The sequence below is a fragment of the Massilia pseudoviolaceinigra genome (assembly GCF_030846505.1).
GTDB classification, from domain to species: domain Bacteria; phylum Pseudomonadota; class Gammaproteobacteria; order Burkholderiales; family Burkholderiaceae_D; genus Telluria_A; species Telluria_A violaceinigra.
This window is the reverse complement of sequence record NZ_JAVCWL010000002.1, coordinates 216946-238503: the sequence shown is the minus strand read 5'-3', so window position 1 is coordinate 238503 and position 21558 is coordinate 216946. Positions and strand designations below refer to the sequence as shown.

The following is a 21558-nucleotide window of genomic DNA, read 5'->3' as shown; positions in this document are numbered from 1 at the left end:
GCGCAGGGCATGAAAGTGCCGGCAGCGGCCCGCGCCGGGGCCACACCGATGCCGGCTCAATGGAAGTAACACAGCTCGACGAACATTCCCCGCAGGCTACGGTTGCTGCCGAAATAGCTTGCCGCCCTGCCCACGAACAGTTCGCCGCCCACGCTCAGGCGCAGGTCGTCGCGCAGCGCGTAGGCCAGCAAGGGGCGCCAGTAACTGGTGCGCGGCTGAAAGTAGCCGTAGGCGAGCAATTCGGCTTCGAGGGTGCCGTTCAGCCATTTTTTGCCAATCCGCATGGTGGCGCCGAACTTGCGCTCGCGTTCCTGATGAAAGCTGATCGCGTTGACGCCGGCGACGGCGCGGCGCTGCGCGTCGACGATGCCGGCCACGTCGTCCAGGGTGCCGTTTTGCTGGACGATCAGTTGCACATTGACGTTCAGATCCTCGTCGAAATTGCGATCGAGGCCAGTCGCCATGGTCCAGTTGGCGCGCGCCCCGCCAGGCTGCGAGGGATCGTCGCGCAGCACGCGTGCCAGTTCGCCGCGCCAGCCGTAGCGGCCCAGGTTCACCGCCGCATCGGCCCCGAACACGCGGATTTTGGGGTAGTGCAGGATCACGCTGCCCGGCCCGGCACCGGCCAGCCACTCCGGCGCCAGCTGGTAGCCGCGAAAATAGCTGAGCGACCAGTCCAGCCTGTCGCCGCGACGGTCGAACTTGAGGCCCAGCGGCCAGCGGCCCCGGTCGGGCTGGCGGTCCTCGAAAACCAGCGCGCCCGACTCGGGCAGCGGCAGGCGGCTCGGCCGAAACGTCGGGCTCAGAAACAGGCTGACGGTATCCTGCGGAGCCGGGAAATAATTGACCAGCATGGCCGCCACGCCCTCGCGCTGGTCTTTCTCGTATGGCGACTGCACCCGAAAGTTCCTGGGCGTGAGGTTATCGGTCGGATTGATCCCGTCCGCCCTGCCCCACGCGACAATCTGCTTGCCCAGCTTGACGTCGACATGCTCGCCGTGCCACAACGCGAACGCCTCGGTCACGTCGGCCTCGATGGCGCCGCCCCCGCCTTGCGGCGAGCCCAGCCTCGGCCGGGTCAGGCGCAGCAGCGCCTTGCCGCTCGCGCGCTCGCCCCAGGTGGGCTCGACCTGCAGGTCGGCCGTGGCGCCCGTGGCGCCGCGCAGGTGATCGACCCGCAGCACGGCGCTGGGCTGCAATTGGGCGTCGGCCGCGCAGGATGCCGCAACCGGAACGCACAGCAAGGCCACCAGTGCACTGCATGCCGCGCCCCTCATCGCACCTCAAGCGCGCGGGTGGAAAACATCTGCGGCGTCACGCTGGAGGCGGTGTCGATCGTATCGAGCGAAATCAGGGTCTTGTGGCCGGTCTGGACGTTGACCATCTCGCGGCTTTGCGCGAGCCAGCGGCCCTTGTCCGGCTCGACCAGCTTGGGCTGGCGCGCGTGCTGCACCTTGAGCAGCTTGCCGGCCAGGTCGTAATACTCGACCTTCGCTTCGAGCGCGTTATCCTTGCGCAGCCAGCTCAGTTTCTTGCTGTAGCCGCTGTCCTCGCGCACCTTGTCCGATGCCGGCACAGATTCGATCAGCACGCACTCCTGGCCCTCCACCGCCTCGCTGCGAATCTGCGTGTGGCGCCATGCGTCCACCCGCGGCGGCAGCATTTCGCCGTAACTGAAGTCCGAGCCCATGAAGCTGTCCTTCTTGTTGTTGGCGACCAGGCGCCGCACCTTTTGCAGGGCCGGCAGGTAGATCCACAGGTCGTCGTCGCCATCGGCATGCTCGACTTCGAGGAAGGCCGTGCCCTTGATGTCCTGCGGATGCTGGAAGCGCACCACCAGGCTCGAATCGATGCCGTTCTTTTGCAGCTGCGAAACGGTATCCATCTTGCGCACGCGCTGCTTGCCGTCGGGCGCGACCAGGTTCATGGTCATTTGCGACTTCATCGCGCCGATTTTCGACACGTAGAAATTCTTCTCCATCATGTCGTGGGCCGTGTCGGCCCGGGCCGGCAGCAAGGCGCAGGCGATGGCCGCGCCGAACGCGGCTCGCCCAAAGGAAAATGGCAGGGTAGGTTTCATGCGAGCTGCTCCTTGGTAAGCTGGGGCCGCGCCCCGAAAATAAAGCGAGGCTTGAAGACCATCATCATCGAGCGCAGGAACACCAGCGCGCACACGCTGCTGACCGTCATGGTGACGATCACCATCAGGGCGAAGCGGATATAGAACGCGAAGCCGGTGCCGAGCAGGACCGAATAACCGCCGGCGATGGCCAGGGCCACCAGCACGATCGCCTTGCCGGATGTCATGAGCGAGGTCCGGGTGGCGCGTGCCAGGTCGCCGTCGCGCCGGAATTCCTCGCGAAAGCGGAATAGCAGGTAGATTTCGTAGTCGGCGCCGACCCCGATCGCCATCGACGCCGTGGTCGAGGTGCCCATGTCGAGCGGAATGCGGAACCAGCCCATCAGGCCCAGGTTGGCCAGGATGATCAGCACCAGCGGAATGGCGACGAACAGGCCGCCCACCACCGAGCGCAGCGCGATGCTGGCGAGGATGAACACGATCACGCTCATCTGGATCATGTTTTGCACCTTGTCGCGCGTCAGCGACTCGTTGATCGCGATGGTTTCCGGCAGCGAGCCGCCGATCGACACCGCCACGTCGCGCGGGAAGTGCTTGGCGATGATCGGTTGCGCCATCAGGTACAGCTGCTCGGCCTTCTGGGTACTGTCTTCCTTGAGCAGCACCTGGATCACGGCATGGCGGTAGTCGGTGTCGACCACGTTGTCGAGATCCTGCGGCTGGCCGGACATCGAGAACAGCAGCAGGTATTGCGCCACCAGGTCGCGGGTTTCGGGAATCTGGTAGAAGACCGGGTCGTCGGCGTGCATGGCCTGATTCATCTTCTTGAGCATGTCGGCCAGCGAGGTGGTCTTGCCGACACCCGGCTGGCGGTTCAGGAAGTCCTGCAGTTCGGCCATGCCGCGCAGTACCTGCGGGTCCTTGATGGCGTCGTCGTTCTTGCCCTGGACCAGGAAGAACATCGAATTGGTGCCGCCGAAATGGCGGTTCAGGGCGGCGTCGTTGATGCGCACCGCGCTGCCGGCCAGGTGGTCGTGGTTCAGGCTATTGTCGACATACAGGCGCGATACGCCCGCCAGCGCCAGAGCGACCAGCACCAGGCCGCCAACCAGGATGCGCCAGGCATTGCCGTCGAGCAGACGGTCGGCCAGGCGTGCCAGCGCCCGGTCGAGCAGGCTGGGACCGGCGTGCTTGCCCGCGGCGGCGTACTTGGGCGGCGCGAACGCGGCCCGCATGGCCGGAATCAGGGTCATTTCCAGCACCAGCACCGCGATGATGCCGGAGCCGGCGAACACGCCGAAATGGCGCACCACCGACACCTCCGCCAGGGTCAGCGAAAAGAAGGTCACGCTGGCGATCAGGCCGGCGGTGATCATGATCGGCGCGATCCAGGCCAGCGACTTGATCACCGCCGCCCGGTTCAAGTCCTTGTGGGTGTAGTTCTCGACTGTCTTGCCGACCAGGGCCAGGTCGGGCGCCAGCGCCGGATCGCGCCCGCGCCCGCACAATTCGGCGTACTGCTCGTAGTAGCGCTTGAGGATCTGGATCGCATGGCCGGTGGCAACCGCCATGATCAGGATCGGCGTATTCGTGTTCATCACATCCATGTGCACGCCCACCAGGCCCATGAAGCCGAGCGCCCAGATCACGCTGAGCAGGCCCGTGACGAGCGGCAGCAGCATGCCCTGGAAACTGCGGAACGACAGATACTGCACCAGCATGATGACCAGGAACGCGGCGCCCAGGAACATCGGCAGCTCCATCACATGGCGCTCGGTGGCCGCCAGGTTGACCAGCAGCCCGCCGGCCACGATCTCGGTCTGGGCGTCGCGCTCCTTGTCGATCACGGCCTGGATCTGCTGATAGATCGCCTGGTAGCTCGGTTTGAGCTTGTCCATCCTGAAGTCGGTCAGGATCGCCGCCGCATCGCCCTTGGGCGAGACCAGGGTGTTGACGTACAGCGGATTGGCCAGCACGGCGGCCTTGAGCTGCGCCAGTTCCGCCGGCGTGGTGGGAATGGTCTCCATGATCGGGCGCACCAGCATGCCGTCCGGGCCACCCTCGATCGCCTTGATCTTGCGCGCCGCCAGGCTGATGGTATTGCTCTTGATCGCACCCTGGATTTCTTCGATTCCCTGCTGGATCCGCCGCACCTTGGCCAGTACCTCCGGCTGGTAGATGTCGCCCTGGCGCGGAATGACGCCGATGACCGTGAAGTTGGTGCCGCCGAACAGGTGTTCGAGCTGCTTGGTGGTTTTCACGTAGGGGTGCGCCTGCGGCGCCCACAGGTCGGGGTCCATGTCGAGCTTGAGTTTGCCCAGGTAGCCGGCCAGGAAGACGGTCGTCAGCGCCACCAGCAGCATGACGAGCCAGCGGAAACGGACGATCCACTGGCCGTAACGGATAAACAGGGAAGATGCCATAGTCGGGAGCTTTCGCAAGTGCGTTCGGTTAGTCGGCCATGGCCGGCACGTCGGCCATGGCATCCAAGGCTGCCAGCAGCGGTTCTGCCAGCGCGGGATTGCCGATCATGTCGGCTTGCGTGTAGTTCTTGCCCGCCACCGGGATCACCGGCGAGGCTTCGTCGACCACGATCCAGCCCATGGTGGTGATGATCTCGACCAGCGCGGCATGGCAGTGCACCGCCCGCCCCGAGGCATTGATCAGCGCCACCCGCTTGCCGGCCAGCTCGGTGCTGCCCACCACCCAGTCGAGCGCATTCTTGAACGCGCCCGGCACCCCGTGCACATACTCCGGACAGGCGACGACGATGCCGTCGCAGTCGCGCAGCAGCGCGCGCCAGGCTTGTACCAGGGGTGGCGCGTCGTGCTCGATGTCGGGATTGAACTGCGGCAGATCGCCGACGCCCTCGTACAGCGTGACGGTGATCTCGGATGGCGCCAGCGCGATGGCCGCGCGCAGCAAGGTGGTGTTGGCCGATTCGCGCCGCAAACTGCCCGAGACAGCGACCAGGCGGGTCATGGCTGCTCTCCTGCCGCCTGCGGCCAGGTGACCGGCATGGCCTTCAGGCCATACAGCACCATCTCGTGGCGGAACGCCAGCGCATCGGCCTCGCCCGCCAGCTGCAAGCCGGGAATGCGCTCGAACAGCGTGCCGAAGACGATTTTCAGTTCCAGCCGGGCGAAGGCGGCGCCGATGCACTTGTGCAGGCCGTGGCCGAAGCCGACATGGTTCGGGCACTGGCGCCGGATGTCGAACTGGTCGGCGTCGGGATACACGCTGTCGTCGCGGTTGCCCGAATTGAGCATGACCAGCACGCCCTCGCCGGCCTTGATCAATTGGCCGCCCACTTCCACGTCTTCCAGCGCCGCGCGCGGCAGGCCGGCGTGGTTGACCGACCAGTAGCGCACCAGTTCATCGACCAGGGTGTCGAGCAAGGCCGGTTCGCGCTGCAAATCGGCCAGCTGGTCGGGGTGGGTCATCAGGGTCAGGGTGCCCAGGCCCATGACCTGGGCCATGGTGTCGTAGCCGCCCAGCAGCAGCAAGGCGGCGATGCCGACCATCTCCTGGTGGCTGGCGCGCTCGCGGTTGGCGGGATTGGCCACCAGGCGCCCCAGCAGGTCGTCGCCCGGGTTCTGCTCCTTCTCGGTGACGATGCGGTCGAAATACATCATCAGTTCGATGGCCGCGCCCTGCGACTGTTCCGGCGTGCTGCTGCGGTCGAGCACCGTGTCGGTGCGGCTCTGGATGAAGGGGCTGTCCTCGTACGGCACGCCGAGCAGCTCGCAGATGATCAGCGAGGCGGTCGGCAAGGCCATGACGGCGACAAAGTCGACCGGCGGCGGCAGCTTGAGCATGGCGTCGATCATGCTGTCGACAATGGCTTGCATTTTCGGGCGCAAGGTCTCGACGTAGCCGCTCTTGAATTCATCGATCACCAGCGAGCGCAGGCGCGAGTGCACCGGCGCGTCCATCTGCATGAAAAAGCCCGGCGGCGGCGCCACGTCGCCCGACAGGTAGGAAGGATAGCCAGGCGCCAGCGGGTCGGAGCTGAAGCGCTTGTCGGTCAGCACCGCGCGGATATCCTGGTGGCGCGTGATCAGCCAGGCCAGGTCGCCGCGCGGGGTGCGCACGCGCGCCACCGGCTGCTCCAGGCGCAGCTGGCGGTATTCCGGCGGCGGGTGATGCGGGCAAGCACGCGGAAGGGGGAATTGCAGGGCGTCGATGTCTCTCATGATCGTCCTCTTCTTGAATTGGTGGTGTGGGTTCAGGCTTTTTCGAGCGCCATCATCTCGATCAGCACCTTGCTCAGTGCATCGATGGTGGGGTGGTCCCACATCAGGGCGTTATCGAGCGTAAGCCCGAGGTAGTCCTCGATATCGGCGTTCAGGGTCAGCGCGTAGACCGAATCGAGGCCGTAATCGGCCAGCGCCGTGTCGCTGCGGATCTGGTCGGGCGTGAGACGGACGTATTCGGCGACGCGCTCGGCCAGCCAGGTTTTGAGGGATGCTTCGGTGGGTTCAACGGTGTAGGGCGCGATGCTCATATCAGCTTTCTTGAAGGGTTGAGGAAGGATTGGCGCCCCATGCGGACAGGGGATGCCGGGTCAGGTCGAAACTTTGCGCGCGCTCGTGGCGCGCTTGCAGCTCGGCGAGCAGGAAGGCCAAATGCTCGGGGTCGTGCTGCGCGGTGCTGCCGGACAGGCGGCCCTGCAGCCGTTGCAGGACCACTTCGAGCCAGCGCGGGTCCGCCAGAAACGCGTCGTGCTCCTGGCCCGTGCGCGCATGCTCGCGCCACCACAGGTTCAGGCAGGCCGACGCCGCCAGCACCGTCACGTAGCGCGCGCACTGCGCGTAACTGTGGGGACTGGCCATGACGCTGGACTCGGCCGGAGCCAGCGTCATGTAGTAAGCCTGCAGGCGCGCCAGTTCGTCGGCGAAGCGCTGCGCCAGCGCGGCCAGCTGCGGGTGCGCTTGCAGGGCCGCGCACACGGCCGGCAGCGCCGCCGCCAGCGGATCGTGTCCGGCCGCACCCAGCGCCAGCGTCGCAAAGTCGAAGGGCGCGAGCGGCGCGCCGATGTCGAACAGCGCTTCCGGCGCGGCCGGTGCTTCGTCGCGCAGCCAGGTGCGGCGCGCCAGTAGCGGCAATTGGGGCATGATCGTCATCTGGCACGTGACCCGCGCCGCATGGCCGAACGAGGCGGGTTTCAGGTCGCGCACCAGTTTCTGGAACAGCGCATTGCGCCCGTCGCGCAGGTAGAACTGGGCGCCCAGGATGGCCGACAGGCCGGTCATGGCGTCGATCAGCAGCTTGGGCACGAGGTATTTGACGGCTGCGCTGGTCACGCCCCCGGCCTGCGGCACCAGATGCAGGGTGCGCGCGGCGATGGTCACGAAACAGTCGGCCAGCAGCAGGTCGGCAAAAGCGCCCGCCACCACCGCGCGCGTTTGCGGCAGTTCGAGCACGGCGCGCCCATACAACTGGCGCTGGCGGGTGTAACGCAAGGTGCTGCGCAAACCCGTGTCGAGAATGCCCATGAACATGCCGGGCAAGGCGATGCGGGTGACCTGGAACGCCTTGAGCGCCGTTTCCAGCCCCTGCCCCGGCGTGCCGATAACGCTGTCGTGCGGCAGCGCGCAATCATGGACGTCAATGCAGCCGAGCTGCACGCCGCGCATGCCGACGCTCGACAGCCGCGCCGGATAAATGGTCTTGGCCCCGTCCAGCGCGCGCTTTTCCACCAGCAGTTGCGAGTGGCTGCGCCCGCCCACTCGGGTATCGGTGCGGGCGTAGACGATGATCGCATCGGCGCGCGCGATGTTCGCGATCACCTGCTTGCCGCCGTTCAGGACCAGGCCGTCCGCGCCGGGCAGCGCCTCGAAGTCGCAGCGTGCCAGGTCGTTGCCGTGGTCGAGCTCATGGTAGGCGCAGGCCAGCTTGCGGTTGCGCAGCAGCAGATCGGCCACCATGCGCTGCTGCGACGGGGAACCGGCGCTCCACACGTTGACGGCGGCGATCAGCGAACTGGCGCCGTAGCCGAGCCCCAGGCATGGGTCGCGCCGGAATACGGCCCGCCCCAGTTCGATCATGCGCGGCAGCGCATGCAGGCGCCCGCCCAGCGCGGCCGGCACGAATTCGGCGCCGAAGCCGAAGCGGTCGAGCGTTTCCTCGCCGGCGGCCAGCATGTCGCCGCGTTCGTCAGCCGCCAGCACTTGGCCGAAGCCGCACGGATTGGCGCTGTCGCACGGGTCGCCCAGCATGTGTTCAAGAGCGCCGACGCCGGATGCGTTCATGCTGCCTCCCCTGCCGGCGCCAGGATTGATGCCCGCGGTGCGCCCGGGGCCGCCAGCGCCTGCGCCAAGGTATCGTAGATCACCATATCGTCTTCCAGTCCGGGTGCATCCGGGGTCAGTTGCGCCAGCAGGCGCACCAGCGCCGCTTCCAGCCACAGCGCGTCTTGCCACAGCGGCGCGCCCTGGTTGGCGGCGTGGTTGGCCAGCCAGTAACCGACACAGGCCGCGCCGGCGAAACACAGTTCGTAGCGGCGCGCCAGATCGAAGGCCGCAGGCGGCACCTCGCGCGGCGACGGTTGATACGCGCCGCACTGCTCCAGCGTGGCGGCGCTGGCCGCGCACATGGCGGTCGCCAGACGCTGCACGCGCGCTGGCGCGTCGGTCAGCTGCGTGCACGTGTGCGGCAGGCTTTGCAGCACGCTGCAGCCGCCCGCCGACATCAAGCTCAGTTTTTCGGGTGCGAATTCGGGCAGCGCGGCGCCGGCATCGAACACAATCGCCAGGCCGTCGCGGTCACAGCGTGCGTCGCGCCAGCCGCGCGCCAGGTTGCGGAACTGGTTGATCAGTCCATTGCGGTTGACGACCGTGCTGCCGTCGAAAATGGCGACAATGCGGTGATCGCGTTCGAGCTTCTGGAACATGCCATGCTCGAACACCTCGGTCAGGAAAGCGCGCGCGCCGAGCAGTTCGCCGAGGGAGCCGATCATTTCGTCGACCGCGCTCGGCACGTGCGCCTTCGCCAGCGCAGCCACCACACTCATCTCGCCCGGCAGCGCCGCCATGCAGCGCCCCGCCACCACGCTCACCGCCTCTGCGGCCAGCAAGGTGGCGGCGGCTTCGCCGATCGCGCGCCGCACCAGCGGCAAATCGATCATGCGCCGTCCATACAACTGGCGCTCGGCGGCAAAGCGCAGCGCCAGTGCCAGCGCGTGGTCGGCCGCACCCAGCGACAGGGCGGAGCAGGCCGTGCGGCTCATTTGCAGGGCCTTGAGCACGATTTCCACGCCCTGCCCGGCCGATCCGACCAGGGCACCAGGGGGTAACGGCGCGTTGGCATAGGCGATGCCGCTGATGTCGGCGCCGCGGATACCGTGCGTGGCTTCCTTGGGCAGGCAGCGGTACGTGTCGGCAGACAGGCTGCGTTTGTCGATCAGGAACAGACTGAAGCCGCGCGAGCCGCCCGCCGCATCGGTGCGCGCCAGTGCGCACAGCACCAGGCCGCGCGTGGCGTTATTGATCAGCCATTTTTCACCATCCACGCGCCAGCCGGCGGCATCCGGCCTCGCCGTCAGTTCACCGGCCAGCAGGTCGCTGCCATGACCGCGTTCGGTCAAGCCCCATGACACCACCGCACCGGCGGCGACGTCGCGTCCGAGCAAGCGCGCCTGCTCCGGGTCGGCCGCCACCCACACGCAACCGGTTCCGAGGAAGGTTTTGCCGTGCGCCACCGCCACGGTCAGGTCGCGCCGCGCCACAGCGCGCCACAGTTGCAGCAGTTCGGAGAAACTCTCCATGCGCCCGCCATGGCGGCGCGGCACGTACCAGGCCGCCAGGCCGAAGTCGTCGAGCACCTTGCACGCCGCCGCCGGAAAAGCTTCCAGGCGATCCAGCTCAGCGCTGACAGCGGGCGAAAACGGCTGGCCCTCGGCGGATGCCGCCTCCAGCACGCTCTCGAGCGCGACCAGGGCCGACAGGTCGCGCGCGCTCACGCCACGCTCCCGGCCACCGGCTCGGCCTGGCGCAGCGCCTGCAGGTGGGCATCCACGTCTTCGTACATGGGCGTAAGCGACTGCTGCAGGAAAGCGGTGCGCATGGTGCCGCGCTGGATCTTGCCGCTGGTGGTACGCAGCACCCCGCCCGGCCGCAGCAGCACAACGGCCGACACCCGCACCCCGACCGACGCCATGACGGTGGCCTTGATGCCGCGCGCCAGGGCCGGCAGCACGCTTTCGCACCACTGCCCGCGCAGTTCGTGGGTGACCACCACTTCCTCGTGCGGCGCGGTGACCGTAAACACCGCGCCGGCGCCGCTGGCCAGTTCCGCATGCTCGGCGCGCACCGCGCGTTCGATGTCTTGGGGGTACAGGTTACGACCGTGCACGATCATCATTTCCTTGTGGCGGCCGGTGACATACAGCTCGCCGCCGTGCAGCACGCCCAGGTCGCCGGTGCGGAAGTAGCCGCCCTGACCATCCACGGTGCAGGCGCCGAAGTCGCGCGCGCTCGCTTCCGGATGCCGCCAGTAGCCTTGCGCCACGCTCACGCCGCGCAGCCAGATTTCGCCGACCACGCCGGTACCGGCCACCTCGCGCGTTTCCGGGTCGACGATCAGCACGTCCAGGTCGTGCACCACGCCGCAGCTGACCACGGAGCGCGCGCCCTGCTCGTTCGGCACGAAGCGGTGGCGTTCGAGCAGGTCGGCGTCGACCGGGCACACGGGCGCCACGCGAGCGCCGCTGCCGGACACGAACAGGGTGGTTTCGGCCATGCCGTAGCACGGGCAGATGACGTCGGCGCGCAAACCCAGCGGCGCAAAGCGCTCCACAAAGGCGCTGATGGTGCGCGCCTGTACCAGTTCGGAGCCGTTGGCGGCGTGGCGCCAGTGCGACAGGTCCAGCCCGGCGACCTGGGCGTCGTCGATCCGCTGCAGGCACAGGTCGTAGGCGAAATTGGGCGCGGCCGTAAAGGCGATGCGGAAGTCGGCGATCATGCGCAGCCACAAATGCGGGCGCTTGAGGAAGGTGTTGGGCGTGGTCAGGATGCAGGTACTGCCGAGGAACAGCGCCGGCAGCAGAAGGCCCATCAAGCCCATGTCGTGGAACAGCGGAATCCAGCCGCCGAAGCGGGTCTCGGGACCGAGTCCGTAGGCGCGGCACAGGCTGTCGGCATTGTGCAGCAGGTTGTCGTGGCTGATCATCACGCCCTTGGGTGCGCCGGTCGAGCCGGAGGTGTACTGCAGCAGCGCCAGGGTGGCGCGGCTGACCTCGGGCATACGCCAGGCATCGACCTCGCCCAGCGCGGCGTCGTCGCTGGCCACGCAGGCAATGGCGCCGACCTGCTGGTCGCGCGCCCATTCCAGCACGGCCTCCAAGTTGGCGCTGTCAGTCAGCAGCGCGGCCACGCCGGCATCGCCGGCGATGCGGGCGATGCGGCGCTGCTGGTGCGGATGCTGTCCCGGCAGCGGGGCCGGCACCGCGATCATGCCGGCATACAGGCAGGCCACAAACGCCGCCGCAAAGTTCAGCCCCGGCGCGTACAGCAGCAGTACCCGGTCGCCCGGATCGGCGCGCTTCGGCGTCCAGCCGGCTGTAGCTGAGCGACTGGGCGCCGGCCGGCCGTGCCGGGTCCGGCACCAGCGTGACGGCATCCTGCTGCGGCGTGGCGCGGGCGTGGCCACGGATCACATCGACGATATTGCTGTGTTCCAGAAAGCGGTTCATGGTGCACTACCCTTCACGTTGGCCGCCGGCAGATAGCCGGTGGCGACAAAATAATCGAGATAAACCTGGATGAAAGCCGGATCGATCGCACGCCGTTCGATGCCGGAACCGGCCAGCGCGGCTTGCAGGCGTTCGTCGCGAAAATGCGGCGCGCTGCCCGGGTAGCCCACGTCGGCCGAGGGAATCTCGGCCCCGAACAGGGGGAAGAATTTGGCCAGGGCGTTGTCCTCGCCGCGCTCCAGCGCCGCCGCCAGGGCGCGGTACCAGTCCGGATAAGGCACGCGCTCGAGCGGATAGCCGCACACGCCCAGCATGTCGACCAGATCGTCCCAGCGCACCGTATTGGCGGCCGGCAGATTGAACTGGCTGCCGTGCCACTGCCCGCCCAGCGCGATATGGGCCACCGCCCTGGCGCAGAAATCCACCGGCGCCATTTCGAGGCAGACGTTGAAGTCGAGCGCCAGGCCAAGCTGGATGCAGCCCTTGATCGAGGCGTTCAGAAAGGTGTCGTCGGAGCAGGCGCCGGTGTCTTGCGCGCCCGTGATCAGGCCGGGCCGGTAGACGCACACCGGCAGCCCGCGTTCGCCGGCCAGGGTGACCAGACGGTCGCCCACCCATTTGCTCTGGCGGTAGCCGCCCACCACGCCGGTCGCGTCGCTCACCGCCACTTCGGCGAAATCCTGCGCTCCGTCGTGGCCCGGGAAGACCGCCAGCGAGGAAATGAAGTGCACCGGCTTGATGCGGTCGCGGCAGGCCAGGCGCAGCACCTCCACGGTGCCCAGCACGTTGACCGCCTTGAGACGTTTGTACGGCAGCGCGTAGCTCGACAGCGCGCCGTTGTGGATGATCATTTCCGCTTCGCGCGCCATCTCTTCGTAGGTGGCGCGCGCCACCCCGAAGTACGGCCGCGCAATGTCGCCCACCACGCCGATCAGGCGCGCACGGTCGGCATCGTGCGACAGGCCGTACAGCGCCATGTTCTCGACCACCCGGTCGAGCGCGGCGGCGCTGTCGGCCGCGCGCACCAGCACGTAGATCTGCGCGTCCGAGCGGTCCAGCAGTTCGCGCAGCAGGTAGGCGCCGGTGTAGCCGGTGGCGCCGGTCAGCAGGATGCGGCTGTACGGGCCGCACGACGGCGGCAGCGCGCCCGCCTGCGGGCGGATATCGTCGGCTAGCGCCGCTTCGGCGAACAGTTCGTCCGGATGCAGGCTGCGCGAATTGTGGCTGCTGTCGCCAGGTACGTCGGCTTTGCCGCTCAGCATGGCCACCAGTTCGGCGATGCTGGGCCGGTCGAACAGGCGCCGCAGGCTCAGGGCCACGCCAAAGGCTTGCTTGACCCGCGCCGCCATCTGCGCGGCCGCCAGCGAATCGCCGCCCAAATCAAAAAAACTGTCGTGGATGCCCACCCGCGCCAGGCCCAGCACATCGCACCAGATCTGGGCGACCTGACGCTCTTCGGGCGTGGAAGGGGCTACGTAGCTGGCCGCAAGCGGCTCGTCGTGCCCGTGCAGCGGCAGCGCGCTTCGGTCGACCTTGCCGTTCGGGAGTTTCGGCAGGTGCTCCAGCACCACGAAACGGCCGGGCACCATCGCTTCTGGCAAATGTTCACGCGCGAAGGCGTTCAGGTCGGCGCGCAGGCGCGTGGCCGAGGCGGATAACAGCGGTTCATTGGCGTACGGTACTGTCATGCTGATGTCTCCTTCAATCGTTGCTGGCCTTCGATCAGGGCGTCGAAACGGTCCATGCGGCCATCGGCGCCAACCATCAGGCGGACCGCGAAGCCGAAGCTTTCGGCCAGTTCGGCCACCTGTTCCGGGTCCACGGCGCTGCCGTCGTCATGCTCCCAGAGCGCTTTTTCCAGGTCCCACGCGGTGGCCGTGCCATCGGCCTCGCGCAGCAGCTCCACCAGTTTCAGTGGGCGCACCAGGCGCTGGTTGGGAATGCCGGTCACGCGCAGCGCGGCCGGTCCGGCCTGCAGCGCCGCTTCCAGCGCCGCCATGCCGGCCCAGGGTGTCTCGGGAGCGGACACGGGGCCATCGGTCCGATCGGCGCCCGGCAGCACCACGTCGAAGCGGAAGCAGTTCAATTCGTTTTCGGCATGGCCGCGTTTCAGTTCCAGGCGTGCGCCGGGCCAGCGGCGGAAAAAGGCGGTGGGCAGGCACAGCTCCGCCTCGGCGGCCAGCTGGCGCGCCAATACAGAGGCGATGTCGCGCGCCGGCATCAGCGCCGGGGCCCGGTGCAGCTGGACCGAGGCGTGGAAGGCTTCGAGCAGCCCGGCGTCGCGCACGTCGCCCACGAACACCGCGCCAGTTGGGCCGGCGATGCGCACAGCGTCGCGCAGCACGCGGTCGAGGTAATCGGTGCCGGGGAAATACTGGATCACCGAATTGATGACCACGGTGTCGGCGCTTCCCGCCGCGATCTGCTCCAGGCAAGTGGCGTCGCCCTCGCGCAGCACGATGTGCGCCGGCAGGCCGCCCGGCAGCCGCAGGGACGCCTGCGCGCTGCGCAGCGCGGCCGGGGATACGTCCAGGCCGGTGTAGGCGTCCACGCGGGGTGCGAATTCGCGCAGGAACAGGCCGACGCCAACGCCCACGTCGAGCATGCGCGAGGGCGCCAGGCGGTCGATGCCGCGCACCGCGTGGCCCAGCCATTCGCGCATCTGGGCCAGGGGAATCGGCGCGTTGTCGTAGCTGCTCAGCCAACCCGCGAAGTCATGCGCGCCGAGGCGCTTTTCCTCGCCATGCTGGCCTTCGGCCTCGGCGTACGCGCCGTCCCACAGCGCGCCCCAGCGTGCGATGTGACCGGCTTCGGCGGCGCGGTCGACCAGCGCGGCCGATGGCGCCACAAACGCCACCAGTTCGGCCGTGCCGGATTCCTTCACGACGGCCACCACGGCCACCGACGCCACCTGCGGGTGGGTCGACAAGACGCTTTCGACTTCGTCCGGCTCGACCCGGTGGCCCAGAATCTTGACCTGGCGGTCGACCCGGCCCAGGAATTCGAGCGCGCCGTCGCTGCGCCAGCGCACCCGGTCACCGGTGCGGTAGACCTGCGCGCCAGCGTCGCCCAGCACCGGGAAACGCTCGGCGCTCAGTTCGGGGCGGTTCAGGTAGACGCCGGAGACGCCATCGCCGCCGATCCACAATTCGCCCGCCACGCCAACCGGCACGGGACGTCGCGCGCAATCGAGTACCAGCACCTGGGTATTGGCGATCGGGGTGCCGATCGGGATGCCGCTCAACAAAGTATCCTTGCCTCGCACCAGTTCGTGCACGGTGGACCAGATCGTCGTTTCGGTCGGTCCGTACATATTAAACACACGGGTGGCCGGGAGCGCGGCCAGCAGGCGCGCCGCCAGCCCGACCGGAAACGCTTCGCCACCGACCAGCACCGCACTGGCGCCGGACAACGCGGCCAGCGCAGCCGGTTCGGCCGCCACCGCCGCCAGGAGCGACGGCGTGCCCTGCATCACGTCGATGTTGTGGCGCTTGCACAGGTCGGCAAAGGTATGCTCGCTGTCGGCGCACTCGGCGTCGTGCAGCGCGGCCAGGCGGGCGATGCCGGACAACTCGGCCATGACAATCTCCGGCGCCGCACCAGCATCGGGCTGGTATGCCACGCAGTCCGCGCCGGCGGCGGCCAGTGCATGCAGCATATCGGCATCGCCTGGCAGCACACAAGGCACGGCCACGGTAACGCTGGTGCCGCCGGCGGCGCGGTAGGCTGCCGTGCGTGCCGCCAGTTCCTCAAGCGACTGGCCCGGCAGCGGCGCGATGATCGCCACGCGGCGCGCACCGGCGTCCGCATAGGCCGCCACGTCGGCGCCGGCCGCGATCCAGCGCAGCTCGTCGCGCAGGCCATCCGGCAGCACCGGCCAATTGTTCGCCGCCGCCAGCTCGATGGCCGCGGCGCCCCAGCTGGCGGGCGTTGTCGGCAGCAGCAGGGCGTGACGCAGCATGCGGCGGCGATCAGCCTCGTCGCGCGCCAGGTTGCCGATGATATGCTCGGCCGCGATGACCACCCTGGCGCCGCGCGTCAATGGCCACAGCAGTTCCAGCACCGAAATGTCGAACGAGACGCTGGTGACGGCAAGTACCGCTGTTCCGGGCGCGCAGGGAATGCGCGCATCCATGCCGGCGAAGAAATTGATCACGTTGCGGTGGCGGATCAGCGTGCCTTTCGGCAGGCCGGTCGAGCCGGAGGTGTAGATGACATACGCCGCGTCGTCGGGACCGGCGTCGAGCGCGCTGTCGGGCACCAGCGGTGTGTCCGGCTGGGCGGCGATGGAAGCGGCATCGAGGTCGACCAGCAGCACTTGCGGGCAATCCAGGTTGCTTGGGCCGCCACGCTCGGTGACCAGGCAGTCGATGCCGGCGTCGCCGGCGATGTAGGCCAGGCGCTGGGGCGGAAACGCCGGGTCCAGCGGCACATAGGCGCCGCCGGCCTTCATGATCGCCAGCAGCGACACCAGCAGCGCACTGCCGCGCCGCAGGCTCACGCCCACCAGGCTGCCGCGCCGCACGCCGCGCTGGCGCAGTTCGCGCGCCATGCGGTTGGCGCGCGCTTCCAGTTCGGCGTAATCGACGTTTTCCCAGCGGTGCGCGGCGGCGGGTGCGTGCGGCTCCCATGCGGCCTGCAGCGCGACCAGGCCATGCACCGTGGCCGCGCGGTCGTAAGCGGATTCGGTGGCGTTCCAGCGCGCGATGGTGGCGTGTTCTTCCCCGCTCATCAGGTCGAGGGCACAGGCATCCTGGCCGGGATGATCGGCCAGCGCTTCGAGGGCGCGGGCATAGTAGGCCGGCAGGCGCTCGCACAGGTCCGCATCGAGGAGCGCAACGTCGCAATCGAGCCAGAACCGCAGGCCGCCCTGCACCGGATCGACCAGGAAGTTGGCGGCCAGGGCGATATTGGTCTCGGCCACGCCGAGGCTGTCGAGGACGATATTGTCGGCGCCGCGCCCGGCCTGCCAGTCGAGGTGGAAGTCCATGAAATTGACGTAGCTGTCGAGCTGGAGCTGGCCGCCCAGGTCGCGCTGGATCTGCCCGAACGGATAGCGTTTGTAGGGCGCCGCCTGGCGCTCATGCTCGAACACCTTGCCGGCTAGCGCCAGCAGGCTGGCGCCTTCGCAGTCGACGCGCAGCGGCAGCGTGTTGAGGAACACGCCGATCACCTGGTCGCCGCCGGCCGCTTCCAGGCGTGCGTTCGACACGACGCCGGTCAGCACCTCGTTGCTGTTGCAGACCATGCGCAGCAGCGCCACGTGCGCGGCAGCCAGGAGCGCCTTGAGCGGCAGGCCGTGCTGGCGCGCCAGTTGGCGCAGCTGCTCGCCCAGACCGGCGCGCAGCGGCACCTCGAACGCCTGCTGGCGGGTGGCGCGCTGGGCGCCTTGCTGCAGCGTTTTGCGCGGCAGCAGGGTCGGCTCGGCGCCGCGCAGCATGGTGGTCCAGAAATCGCGCGCGGCCGGCTCGCCCATGATGCGGCGTTCCTCGGCGACAAAGTCGCGGTACAGCGAGGCGATGGCCGGCTGGAACAGCTCCTGGCCAGCCAGGCGCGCCCGATAGCGGTTGACGATTTCCTGCAGCAGGGAGGCGTCGCTCCAGCCGTCCAGCACCACGTGGTGTTCGAGTACCGACAGCTGGAAGCTGGCAGGGCCGCGTGGATGAACCGTAAAGCGCAGCAGCGGCGCCGCGGACAGGTCGAAGCGGAAAAACTTGGCTTGCTCGACCCACGCGGCGATGGTGCGGGCGGCGCCGTCCGGGTCATGCGCGCCCAGGTCGTCGGCCAGCTCGAACGGCACCTCGACCTGCGCATGGACCAGTTGCAGCGGCTCGGAATAGCGCGACAGATCGAAACTGCTGCGCAGCGCCGGATGGCGCCGGAAGGTGTCGGCCAGCGCGGCGCGCAGCGCGTCCACGTCGAGCGGCGCACCGATATGCAGGCTGGTGACGACCCGGTACACCGCGCTGTCGGCATCGAAGTCGGCATGGAACAGCATCCCGCCCTGCATGGCGCTGAGCGGATAGGCGTCTTCCAGCCCGTCCGGCAGGCGTGCGCGGTCGTCAGGGCGCAGCAGCGCGAACGGCGGCGCCGGTGCGCGTGCCGGCGCATGCCGGTCGAACGGCTGCAAACGCGCGGCCAGGGCGGCAATCGTCGGTGCCGCGAACAGGTCGGCGATGGCGAAGGTGTATCCCTGCCGTTCGAGCGCGACGCGCATGCGGATGCTCAGCATCGAATCGCCGCCCAGCGCGAAGAAGGACTGGTCGACCCCGATCTGCTCCGTCTCGAGCAGCTCGCGCCACACGGCCAGCAGCACGCGCTCGGCCTGCGTGGTGGGCAGCGCCAGCGCGACGCCGGTATCGACCTGCGGCACGGGCAATGCGCGGCGGTCGATCTTGCCGTTGGAGGACAGGGGCAGCTGGTCCAGCATGACGATATGCGAGGGGACCATGTACTCGGGCAGCTGGCGGGCCAGGTCGGCCAGCAGCATGCTTTCCAGGTCGGCCGGCGCGCCGGCGGCGGGGGCGACATACGCCACCAGGCGGCGCTCGCGCGCGCTGCGGTCCCACACCACGACCACCGTCTGCCGCACCGCGGGATTGGCCAGCAGGGCCGCTTCGATTTCGCCCAGTTCGATGCGAAAGCCGCGCAGCTTGACCTGATGATCGAGCCGGCCCAGAAATTCGATGGCGCCATCCTTGCGGTAGCGCGCCAGGTCGCCGCTGCGGTACATCAGGCCGGGCGCAAACGGATTGGGCACGAAACGCTCGGCGCTGAGCTGCGGCTGGTTTACATAGCCAAGCGCCACCTGCACCCCGCCGATATACAGTTCACCGGGCACGCCGGCCGGCGCCGGCGCGCCGCTGGCATCGAGCAGGTAGATCTGGGTGTTCGCCACCGGATAGCCGATCGGCACCGCGCCCTGCGCATCTTGCGGACGGCAATGCCAGGCGGTGACGTCGATCGACGCTTCGGTCGGGCCGTACAGATTGAGCAGGTCGACGTTGGCCGTTTCCGGCGCGAAGGCCGCGAAGAACGCGCCTACGGTATCGGGACGCAGCGCTTCGCCGCTGCAGAACACGCGCCGCAGGCTGGTCATGGCGGGCAGCGTTTGTTCGAGGAACAGCTCGAGCATCGGCGGTACGAAGTGCAAGGTGGTCACGCCCTCGCCCACGATGGTGTCGGCCAGGTAGCGCGGATCGCGGTGCCCGCCCGGCTCGGCCAGGAACAGCTTGCAGCCGGCCAGTAGCGGCCAGAAGAACTCCCAGACCGACACGTCGAAGGTGAACGGGGTCTTTTGCAGCACGCAGTCGCTGATGCCCAGGCGGTAGGTTTCCTGCATCCACAGCAGGCGATTGACCACGCCCCGGTGCGGTACCGCCACGCCCTTGGGCTGGCCGGTCGAGCCGGAAGTGTAGATGACGTAAGCCGCGCACTCGGGCGTGGCGGCCGGCAGCGAGCCCGCGGCGGCGGGCGGCAAGCCGGCCAGCACCTGGTCGACCGCGACCGTGCGCACCGGCAGCGATTCCAGCAACCCGGCCAGGGTCGAACGGGTCAGCACCAGTGCGAGGCCCGCATTGTCGACCTGGTAGGCCAGGCGCGCCGGCGGCAGGTCCGGATCGAGCGGCACGTAGGCGGCACCAGCCTTCATGACGGCCAGCAGCGACACCACCAGTTCCAGCGAGCGCACGTCGCACACGCCGACGCGCTGTCCGGGAACGGCGCCGAGCGCGCACAGGTGTGCCGCCAGGCGGTCGCTGGCATCGATGAGTTCGCCGTAGCGCATGCTGGCCCCGGCCACCGCGATGGCGACCGCGTCCGGCGTGCGGCGCGCCTGTTCGTCGATCAGCTGGTGCAGGGTGGGCGAAAGGTCGTAGTCGCGCGCGGTGGCGTTGTATGACAGCAGTTGCGCATGCTCGCCCGGCATCAGCAGGTTCAGCTGGCCAAGTGCCTGGCCCGGTTCGGCCAGCAGGAAGGTATCGAGAAAGTGAACAAAGCGCTGCTGGTGCGCCGCCAGTTCGTCGCTGGTGTAGAGGTCGGGATTGGCGTCGAAATAGATTTGCAGGCCGGAGCCGTCCGATTTGCCGTAAAAACCGATCAGCAAGTCGTTCACCGGCCCCGACGACAGGTAGTGCGCGGTGGTGTCGTGCTCGCCGAAACGCACCTGGTGGTCGAAGGAAATCACGTTGACGGTCGGCCCGGTGAGCCGCTCGCTGGTGCCAGACAGTTTGAGCGCCTGATGCAGCTCTTCGCCGCGGTAGCGCTGGTGTTTCAGCACGCGTCCGACCTGCACGCTCACGTGGACCAGCAGCTCGGCGATGGTCAGCGAAGCGGGGAGCGCGAGGCGCAGCGGCAGTTCGTTGGCCATCATGGCCGGGGTGTCGAGCGCGGCGGGCGTCATGCGGCCCGTGACCGGCAAGCCCAGCACCACGTTGTCGTTGCCGGTGACGCGCTGCAGATAGGCGGCGGTGGCCGCCAGCACCAGCACCGACCAGCGGCAAGCGCCGCGGCTGCTGGCCGAACGCAAGTGCCCGATCGACCGCGCCGGCAACGTGACGGTGCGGCGCAGCAGCTCGCTGGATGCCATCGAGGCCACGCCCGACAAGCGCGCCGGTTCCGCGTGGCTGGCGAAGGCATCGGTCCAGTAAGCGCGGTCGCGCGCATGCTGGGGCGAGGCGCGGTAGGCCGCTTCTTCGTCGAGCAAGGTGTCCAGGCTGCTGTACGGCGTGGCCGGCGGCATGCTACCTGCGCGCAGGGCCGTGTAAAGCTGGCCCAGCCGGCTCCAGTAGCGGGTCTGCGCGAAGCCATCCATGACGATGTGGTGATAGCGCAGGTAAAACTGGTGCCGGTCCGGTCCCAAAGTAAAGATGACTTGCTTGAACAGGGGCGCTGCGCCGAAATCGGCGGCCTGGCCCAGGTCGTTGCGCATCCAGGCGGCGGCGCTCGCGTGCGGGTCGCGCTCGGCGCTGAGGTCGACCATGGTCAGCGTCTGCGGCGGCACATCCTCGATGGTCTGGCGCACGCCGCCATCGTGCTCGCTGAAGCGCACGCGCAGCGCCTGGGTTTCCTGCACCGCCAGGCGGGCGGCGGCATCGAGGATCGCCAGGTCGAGCGCACCGTCGATATCGAGATAGCCGCCGCAGTTATAGCGCGGATTGGATGGATCGAGCTGTTGCGCAATCCATACACCTTGCTGCGCCACCGATAAGGGCAAACCTCCCGGCGCCATCCCGCTATCGGTTTGGGCGGGCCGTATTTCATGCATTGCCGACATGGACATCATACTGTTCCTTCTTCCGCAGCAGCGGATCAATGGGGTCTCCGGGTCGCCCGCAATGACACTGCAGGGACGAGGGCCGCTATACATATTCATTCCGGGTAGTTAACGAATGAAAATAAAGATGAGTACGGTTTTTATTGCTGGGTTTATCGCTGTTTGCGCAGGTGGCGGCGTGTTTTTCTCGCAACAGATACTAGGGGGCGCAGACTTACAGATCGCCTACGGATTGCCGAAACCACGATAAAAAAAACCCGATAATATTGAAATAAGATGGAATAATAATTTCGTTGTGAAATTATTATTTCGTAATGGATATTATTTATGCGCGAAGCATTATCTGGAGGGAATTGTAACGATTAGCACGATCAGAGTTTATTGATCGAAATTTATTGGGCTTGCTGAAGAATTCGTTTTTTGATGTAGGGAAACAATGCGCTAGGTCGGCACGCGCGCCGGGATTCGCTTTTTACAGCTGTCCCGGCGCGGCCCGCAAAACTGCGCTTG

Annotated in this window: 11 protein-coding genes; all 11 read right to left on the bottom strand. The window is 67.7% G+C overall.

The annotated features are described in order from the left end of the window. Window positions 1-56: 56 nt before the first annotated feature. The 11 genes from RBA40_RS02985 to RBA40_RS02935 all read right to left on the bottom strand — a co-directional run bounded on the left by RBA40_RS02985 (window position 57) and on the right by RBA40_RS02935 (window position 21057). Window positions 57-1277, bottom strand: a complete 1221-nt coding sequence (locus RBA40_RS02985; RefSeq protein WP_306645845.1) for a DUF1302 domain-containing protein — start codon at window positions 1275-1277, stop codon at window positions 57-59. Then, window positions 1274-2080: an outer membrane lipoprotein-sorting protein gene (locus RBA40_RS02980; RefSeq protein ID WP_306645843.1), complete on the bottom strand. Its 807-nt coding sequence runs from the start codon at window positions 2078-2080 to the stop codon at window positions 1274-1276. Before RBA40_RS02980 ends, RBA40_RS02985 begins: the two co-directional genes overlap by 4 nt. Next, on the bottom strand, window positions 2077-4503 hold the full coding sequence (locus RBA40_RS02975) for an efflux RND transporter permease subunit (protein ID WP_306645841.1): 2427 nt from the start codon (window positions 4501-4503) through the stop codon (window positions 2077-2079). Before RBA40_RS02975 ends, RBA40_RS02980 begins: the two co-directional genes overlap by 4 nt. Window positions 4504-4531: 28 nt before the next feature. After that, on the bottom strand, window positions 4532-5062 hold the full coding sequence (locus RBA40_RS02970; RefSeq protein WP_306645839.1) for an NADPH-dependent FMN reductase: 531 nt from the start codon (window positions 5060-5062) through the stop codon (window positions 4532-4534). Beyond that, a complete protein-coding gene (locus RBA40_RS02965) occupies window positions 5059-6276 on the bottom strand; it encodes a cytochrome P450 (protein WP_306645837.1) in 1218 nt (405 codons plus the stop codon). Before RBA40_RS02965 ends, RBA40_RS02970 begins: the two co-directional genes overlap by 4 nt. 32 nt (window positions 6277-6308) lie before the next feature. Then, the gene (locus RBA40_RS02960) at window positions 6309-6587 is read right to left on the bottom strand and encodes an acyl carrier protein (RefSeq protein ID WP_306645836.1); all 279 of its coding nucleotides are present in this window, start codon (window positions 6585-6587) and stop codon (window positions 6309-6311) included. 1 nt (window position 6588) lies between these two features. Continuing rightward, window positions 6589-8334 carry an acyl-CoA dehydrogenase family protein gene (locus RBA40_RS02955; RefSeq protein WP_306645834.1) on the bottom strand — a complete coding sequence of 582 codons (1746 nt, stop codon included), beginning with the start codon at window positions 8332-8334 and terminating at the stop codon, window positions 6589-6591. Further along, window positions 8331-10043 (bottom strand): acyl-CoA dehydrogenase family protein, encoded by a 1713-nt coding sequence (locus RBA40_RS02950; protein ID WP_306645832.1) that lies wholly within the window; start codon window positions 10041-10043, stop codon window positions 8331-8333. The genes RBA40_RS02955 and RBA40_RS02950 overlap by 4 nt, the downstream gene beginning before the upstream one ends. Further along, complete coding sequence (locus RBA40_RS02945; protein ID WP_306645831.1) at window positions 10040-11701, bottom strand: fatty acyl-AMP ligase; 1662 nt, start codon at window positions 11699-11701, stop codon at window positions 10040-10042. Before RBA40_RS02945 ends, RBA40_RS02950 begins: the two co-directional genes overlap by 4 nt. A 69-nt stretch (window positions 11702-11770) precedes the next feature. Next, window positions 11771-13462 carry a thioester reductase domain-containing protein gene (locus RBA40_RS02940; RefSeq protein WP_306645829.1) on the bottom strand — a complete coding sequence of 564 codons (1692 nt, stop codon included), beginning with the start codon at window positions 13460-13462 and terminating at the stop codon, window positions 11771-11773. Continuing rightward, window positions 13459-21057 (bottom strand): non-ribosomal peptide synthetase, encoded by a 7599-nt coding sequence (locus RBA40_RS02935; protein ID WP_306645827.1) that lies wholly within the window; start codon window positions 21055-21057, stop codon window positions 13459-13461. The genes RBA40_RS02940 and RBA40_RS02935 overlap by 4 nt, the downstream gene beginning before the upstream one ends. Window positions 21058-21558: the final 501 nt, after the last annotated feature.